Genomic DNA, 6,605 nt, shown 5'->3' with positions numbered 1-6,605 from the left:
CACGACCGCCCGGCCCGGGCCTGGCCGGCTCAAAGCCGCTCGAAGCCGGCGACGCGCGTTGTCCCGCGACCACCCCGTCACCTCGACCACCTGATCCAAGATCCGGCCCCGATCCTTCTTCGTCGCCTTCGCGTAACGCGCAGCAAACCTCGTGGTCACCTCGGCACGAGACCGCATCGACAGCTCACCTCCCATCCACCGACAGTCACCCTTTCGCGGGCACACTCATGTGAGGCACCGAGGGTGTTTCGCGGGCAGATCACGTGAGTCAAGTCGGGATCTTGACGTGTGGCCCAGGTCACTCTATATTGAGACATCAACGGCACAAATAAGACCGTTTGAGTCGACAAGCATTGTGTTCGATGCACTTCGCCGTACCCATCTGGACAGTCTCATGTCCTCCTCTCGGGCTAGGAGCCTAAATCAATGACACGATCCAAATACCTCGGAAAGTGGCGTCTTGCCTCGATCGCAGTGGCGACGCTGCTCGTCACGGTCGGCTGTGGATCCGGCGGCTCGGATTCGAGCGAGTCAACCGTTGTCAACCGCGAGCAAGTTGTTGCTGAAGCATCAGCTGCAATGAAGCCACTCGAGGCACCGCCGACGGAGTTTCCTGACCTCGCCCCCCTTGCGAAGCTCCCGACGGGCAAATCTCTTTACGTTCTGTTCCCGGAAGTGGCTGTTGGGCAGCAGATTTCGAAGAATGTAGCTTTGGCCGGCGAGACAATGGGGATGAACGTTACCGAGTTGAATATTGGCTCTACCCCCGAGTCAATATCTCGGGCATGGTCACAAGTTCTTCAAGCGCAGCCGGACGCAGTAGCGTTCGGAGGCTTCCCGACGTCGTTGTACGCGCGACAGCTCGCTGAGTACAAGGCCAAGGGCGGAGTTTTCGTGGGCAACTCCCTTGGCGAAGAAGGGACCCCTGACAATGTGGACTTTGCGGTGTCGACTAATGAGTATGCAGGCACGGATCAGTGGACGGATACGGCGCAGTGGATCGTCGCCGACAGTAGCGGGCAAGCCAACAGCGTCTTCTTCTATTCGAGAGAGTATCCAATCTTGCTCGCTTCCAAAGACTCCTACGTCGCTGAAATGAAGAAATGCGGTTGTCCCGCAGCCACTGAAGAAGTGGCACTAAGCACGATAGGGTCCGGCCTCCCAGGCGAGATCGTAAGCTATCTTCAGTCTCATCCGGATGTGAATTATGTCGCTACCGCGTTCGCCGATATGAACGTGGGGGTGCCGCAGGCCCTTAAGGCAGCAGGGATGGCCGATAAAGTGAAGCTTGTCTCGCAAGCCGGCGGAACGCTGAACTTTGAGTACATCCGCAGCGGTGGAGAGGCTGCGAACTTGCCGTTCGATATGAACTTCATTGGTCTTCGGATCGGTGATGCGGTTGCGCGAGTGCTCGCGGGACAGGATCCAGGTCGCGAAGAGCTCCCGACGATGGTGATCACCCCAGAAAACATCGAGACGGCTTCGTTCGCTCCCGATGGCTCTTGGCTTGCGTATCCGGACGAACTTGCCCAGTTCAAGGTCATATGGGGTGTCAGCTGATAGCACCTTCCGCGCTTCGAATTGAAGTTCGCCAGATGCTCCGGAAAGCATCCTGGATCTAGGCGCTCACTGAAATTGCCAGATCTGCTAACTGAAACTGCTCACTTGTGTGGCTCCGCCAACAAGGGCGGGCCTTCCTTGATGCTGATGGTCTCTGACCACTCACCAGCTCGAGGAAGGCCCGCTTTTCGATGTTCACACAGGAAGAATCAGTGGAAGTACGCCAGGTGGGCCACCTGCATGCGGTTCTACGCCGGACCCACACTCCTGGTAATTGATGAGTTGGGGTATCTGCCGTTGCCAGCCGAGGCTGCCTCTGCGTTGTTTCAAGTTGTGGCACAACGATATTTGAAGACATCGATCGTGATCACCACCAACCGCAGCGTCTCCGAATGGGGCGAAGTTCTCGGCGACACCACCGTCGCCGCAGCCATGCTCGACCGGCACCTGCACCGCTCGGTAGTCCTCAAACACGGGCGGCGATTCCTACCGCCTACGAGACCACCACGCCCGATCAGAAAACCACCGCACCGCCGCCGGAACCATCCGCCGACCGCTACAGTAGAACCGACCCACAAGTGAGCAGTTTCGATGAGCCAAATTGCGCACTTTCGATAAGCCTCGTCATTGGGACCGCCTCTTCCCGGGTCGACGGTAACCGTCCTGCACCCCGATACAGACGAGCCCGCCGACCACGACACCATGGGGCGCCTGGCAGTCGTCATCGACGACAGCCCGTTCATGACCTCCACCGGATATACCGGCGCTGCGCGGCGCCTGTCCAGCCTCGGGCGAAATCTGAGCCGTGGGCTCGAAGGCCACCATGTCAGCGTAGGAGGACCGGGTGTTCCGACGCATCGACACCTCCCCCCGCTCCCCCGAAGTAGGTGGTAGTTCGCGTCCTCGGATCCGCCTGTGCCGCGGCGTCTATATCGATGGCTTCGGCGGATGATCCGAAGAACTTTTTGGTCGCCAGAACGTAGTCGCATCACCAATGACTGGCATACGGTCTCTCCACGCCCCCAGACAGTCAGAGGTTAATCAGGTGGGCAAACCGCACCGAGTAGCCAAGGATGGTGAACGAAGGCCAACGTTGTTCCTACCGAAGAGTTTCCGGTACGTTCATGGTCAATTGAACGGCGAGACTTCTTAGCCTGGATCCGTGGACTGACGTGGGTTGACGGGGCACCAGCGAGGTGGTGAGGACCTGCGTACGAGCCGGGATCCAGTTCTCGGTCGTGATGACCGAAAACACCAAGATCGTCGCTGCGATCGAAGGCATCGACGAGGATGCGTGGACACCGGTGAAGTATCCCGGCGCGGTGCAAGACCCCGACACCGGAGCATGGATCTCCGATGCCGAGGTCGCTGCAACCACCTACACCGCTTTCGAATCGAGTAAACACGCGGTGACCGCTCGGCTGATCGTGCGCCGGATCATCGCGATCCCCGCACGTCTGGCCCGGCCAGCCCGCAAACCCGTCCTTCACCTACCCGCCGGCTGGCCTGGTCAACACCCTTTATCAATCTGTGGCACAACACAATCTCCGTCACCTGAACCCCTGCACAACCGCCCACACCGCGACCAGGAACCAGCAACCAGCAACCAGCAACCAGCAACCAGCAATCACAGTGAAAATGCTGGGCAGACCAGCGAATTGCACCTGGCTACAACATATTTCACCGGTACCGACCCAAGTCTGGCGGTTCACAGATACGAATCCACGGATCCAGGTTTGGAATGACCCGCCGGCACCAACCCGGATCGCCGGTGGATCCAGCTACGAGGGCGTGGAGTTCACTCCAGGAATCAACAGATGGCCCGCCTCGACCGGCAGCGCCGCACCCGTTATGGAAGACGCCAACGCAGAGTTGAGGAAGAGTGTGGCGTCCGCGATCGTTTCAGGAGGCATGAAGGTCGTCGCTTTGAGCGCGCCGTAGTGCTTCCCGGCCTCGATGAGGTCGTCGACAGTGCCACCCGGGCCGCCCTTGTACATGTCGAATGCCATCTGGTTCTCGGTCATACCGGAGCGCACGGCCCCGGGATGCACTGAGTTGCAACGAATACCGTAGGGGGCCAGCTCGAGTGCGACCGTTTTCATGAGTCCGACAACTCCGTGCTTCGCCGCGGTATAGTGCGCGAAGTTGGGGCCCGCTTCCAAACCGTTCACCGAAGAGATCATGACGATGGAGCCAGATTGCCTTTCGATCATGTGGGGCGCAACTGCCTTCGCTGCGCGCCACACGCCGGATAGGTTCACGCCTATCATTTCTTCCCACTGCTCGTCCGTCAGCTTCCAGAATGGTCCCTGAGTCCAGATGCCGGCGTTCGCGATCAACGCGTCGATCTTCCCGAACTCGCTGATACCTTGTGCGACTGCGGCATCGAGTTGAGCCTGGTCGCGCACGTCTGCCTCGACGGCAACAATCCGTCGGTCAAGATCTTCAACGGCCCGAACGGTCGCCGCCATATCTTCTTCGCGAGCCATCGGATATGTCACCGACGACAAGTTTGATGTGACATCGACAATGATCACATCCGCACCTTCGCGCGCCGAAGTCAAAGCATGCGCGCGTCCCTGACCACGACTTCCGCCGGTCACCAACACTACTTTTCCGTCAAGCAATCCCATTATATTCTCCTTTGAATTTTTTGTGCTCTGCCATCGATAGCGACGGTGCCTGGCCTTTCCGCTCCGCCGTTACTTCCTCCGCGCTAGTCAGCACTCTGTCGGCTGACGCCGGAACGACGAACGGAGATGCCTGCGGCTTCCCTGTCCCATGTCTCGGCGGTGAATCCCTCCTCGCGGAGTTGCACCTTCCGCACCTTGCTGGTGGGGGTCCTCGGGAGATCTTTTCGAAACTCGATGTAGCGAGGCACCGCGAAGTACGGAACATGATCGAGCGCCCATAGGCACAATTGCTCTTCGGTCAGCTGGGACCCGTCGGCCAGGATCGCAGTGATCTTCATCCGATCCTCGGCAACTCCGACCCCGATCTCGTGCACTGCGACCTCCACGATGTCGGAGTGCTGGCGGAATGCGCGTTCGATCTCAAAACTGGAGATGTTCTCACCGCGGTTTCGCAGGTAGTCCTTCTTTCTGTCCACGAAGAAGAGAACATCATTCTCGATGCGTCCTAGGTCTCCGGAGTGCATCCACATATTGCTCGCGATTTTCAAGGTGTCCGCAGGGTTCTTCCAATACCCTTCGAACATCACATGAGGAAGCCTCGGGCGGAATGCGATTTCTCCGACCGATCCTTCGGGCAGTACTCGATCCATCTCGTCCAGCACCACGACCTCGAATCGGTCGGACGCTACCTCGCCGCAGGAATCCAACGGCGGAAGGTGGTCGCGACCGCGGTATCGATGCAGTGCAAGCCGTGCTCCTTCTGTCATCCCATAGCCGAAACTGTTGATGTGCTCGACGCCGAACCGCGACTCCCAGATCTTCCGTATTTCAGGCGCAACGGGCACGCCGGTGACGACGCGGAGCTGTCCACGGCACCGGATCATCTCGGGCGTTTCCTCTGCGTGTGCCAGCAGCGGAAAAATCGAGCCCATCAAGAGCGCGTTACGTGCACCTGATCGTTCGATCTCACGCCAAAACCCCGACACCGAGAAACGCGGAGAAATCGCGATGCGGGTCTTCACCGCGAGTGCTGCGATGATCTGACTCAATGCGGACACATGAAAGAGAGGCAGGCACGTGTACATGACTTCACCGGGGTTCGGCGGAACCGCATCATTGCACTGCAACCCTTGACTACACATATAGTTTTGACTCACCATGCACCCTTTTGAAGGCCCGGTAGTTCCGGAGGTGTAGATCAAGATCGACAAGTCACCAGGTTGAATCTCACGTTGTGGCAGTGCACGTTCCCCGCGGTGGTCAGAGAGGGATAGAACAGGAACCGGTGACCCGGCCGTATCGACCGTGGGCTCTCCGGAGCAGAGAATGACGCGTAGCTTCGGCAACTCGGCCGCGACCTGGAGTACATACTCGAGATACTCAGCCTCGCAGACGACAACCTCGGCGTCCGAATCCGCCAACTGATGTCGAAGGAACTCGCCCCGATAGGCGGTGTTCAACGGTACCCACACGGCCCCAGCGTGATTGGTGGCCAGCCACGTCACAACAGCGTCGATCGAGGTCTCGAGAAGGCTGGCAACGGTCGACTTCGGCGTCACCCCGAGTTCGACCAGCGCGTGTGCAAAGTGCGTCGATCGTCGCTCGACTTCGCGAAACGAAAAGACATGCCCCTCGAAGTCGAGGAAGTCCCCGTCGGGTACGGTCGCCACCGCGCGACTCAGCAAGCCAGGAACAGTGAGTCCCTCCCCGATGGAGAGCACCGGCGCTTGCAAGGTTTCGTTCATCTTGATGTCCCTTTCGATTGGACTCACCCTATCGGTCACCAGAGTGCGCCTGTGTTCGCGACCCGATGCACAGTCGGTCTCGATTTCCGAGGGGAATCCGTTGCAACGTCGTTCACTGAGTGCCTATTGACCAATACCGGTGGGGCATTCCTTTACGATTGCTCGAACTCCGCGCTCACAGAGAATCCGAGCTTACTCACCCAGTCATCACAATAGTCTCGCCATTCGGCGATCTTGCCGTCGCGAAACTTGATCACGCCCACTACGGGCACGGCGGCCAGCAGCGACCCGTCGCTGAGATAGGTGTCGTCGGAGCGTTCCACGACTACGAGGTCATTTCCATCCGATACGACTGCCCGAATCGGCACTTTGACGTGGCTGACGTTCATCGTCTGGTAGAACATCCGGATGCTGTCCAGGCAGGTTTCAAGTCCGTTGACTGCACCTCGCGCGTTGTTCCACCACACCAGGTCGTCCGTTGCGTTGTCTTGCCACGACGCGATGGTCGATTCGAGTCCGCCGGCCCACATCTCCAGCACCATCCGCGTGATGCGTTCCTGCTCAGTCATCCTTGATTCCATTCCTGATTGAATTGGCTAAATGTTCTCTTAATTGATCCCGTGTCCGCATGCCGAGCAATGCGCCGCAGTCACGGATGCCGCCGACT

General features: G+C 58.9%; 4 protein-coding genes and 2 pseudogenes. 3 read left to right on the top strand and 3 right to left on the bottom strand.

Annotated features, from left to right (window positions below):
* Window positions 1-426 precede the first annotated feature (426 nt).
* The 3 genes and pseudogenes from VIQ49_RS06350 to VIQ49_RS28905 form a co-directional block, all read left to right on the top strand.
* Window positions 427-1,560, top strand: a complete 1,134-nt coding sequence (locus VIQ49_RS06350; RefSeq protein WP_331882150.1) for a hypothetical protein — start codon at window positions 427-429, stop codon at window positions 1,558-1,560.
* A 225-nt stretch (window positions 1,561-1,785) separates the two neighbouring features.
* Window positions 1,786-2,125: pseudogene (locus VIQ49_RS06345) on the top strand (ATP-binding protein); the annotation flags it as partial.
* 619 nt (window positions 2,126-2,744) lie between these two features.
* Window positions 2,745-3,118 (top strand): annotated as a pseudogene (locus VIQ49_RS28905) (IS1380 family transposase); the annotation flags it as partial.
* A 223-nt stretch (window positions 3,119-3,341) separates the two neighbouring features.
* On the opposite strand, the gene VIQ49_RS06335 reads toward VIQ49_RS28905, so the two are convergent.
* The 3 genes from VIQ49_RS06335 to VIQ49_RS06325 all read right to left on the bottom strand — a co-directional run bounded on the left by VIQ49_RS06335 (window position 3,342) and on the right by VIQ49_RS06325 (window position 6,507).
* The gene (locus VIQ49_RS06335) at window positions 3,342-4,193 is read right to left on the bottom strand and encodes a mycofactocin-coupled SDR family oxidoreductase (protein ID WP_331882147.1); all 852 of its coding nucleotides are present in this window, start codon (window positions 4,191-4,193) and stop codon (window positions 3,342-3,344) included.
* An 83-nt stretch (window positions 4,194-4,276) separates the two neighbouring features.
* On the bottom strand, window positions 4,277-5,938 hold the full coding sequence (locus tag VIQ49_RS06330; protein ID WP_331882144.1) for an AMP-binding protein: 1,662 nt from the start codon (window positions 5,936-5,938) through the stop codon (window positions 4,277-4,279).
* Window positions 5,939-6,090: 152 nt separating this feature from the next.
* Window positions 6,091-6,507 carry a nuclear transport factor 2 family protein gene (locus tag VIQ49_RS06325; protein ID WP_331882141.1) on the bottom strand — a complete coding sequence of 139 codons (417 nt, stop codon included), beginning with the start codon at window positions 6,505-6,507 and terminating at the stop codon, window positions 6,091-6,093.
* Window positions 6,508-6,605: the final 98 nt, after the last annotated feature.

It is taken from the genome of Williamsia sp. (genome assembly GCF_036566845.1).
In the GTDB taxonomy this organism is placed as follows: domain Bacteria; phylum Actinomycetota; class Actinomycetes; order Mycobacteriales; family Mycobacteriaceae; genus Williamsia.
The sequence above is the reverse complement of the archived record's forward strand: the minus strand, read 5'-3'. Positions and strand labels throughout refer to the sequence as shown.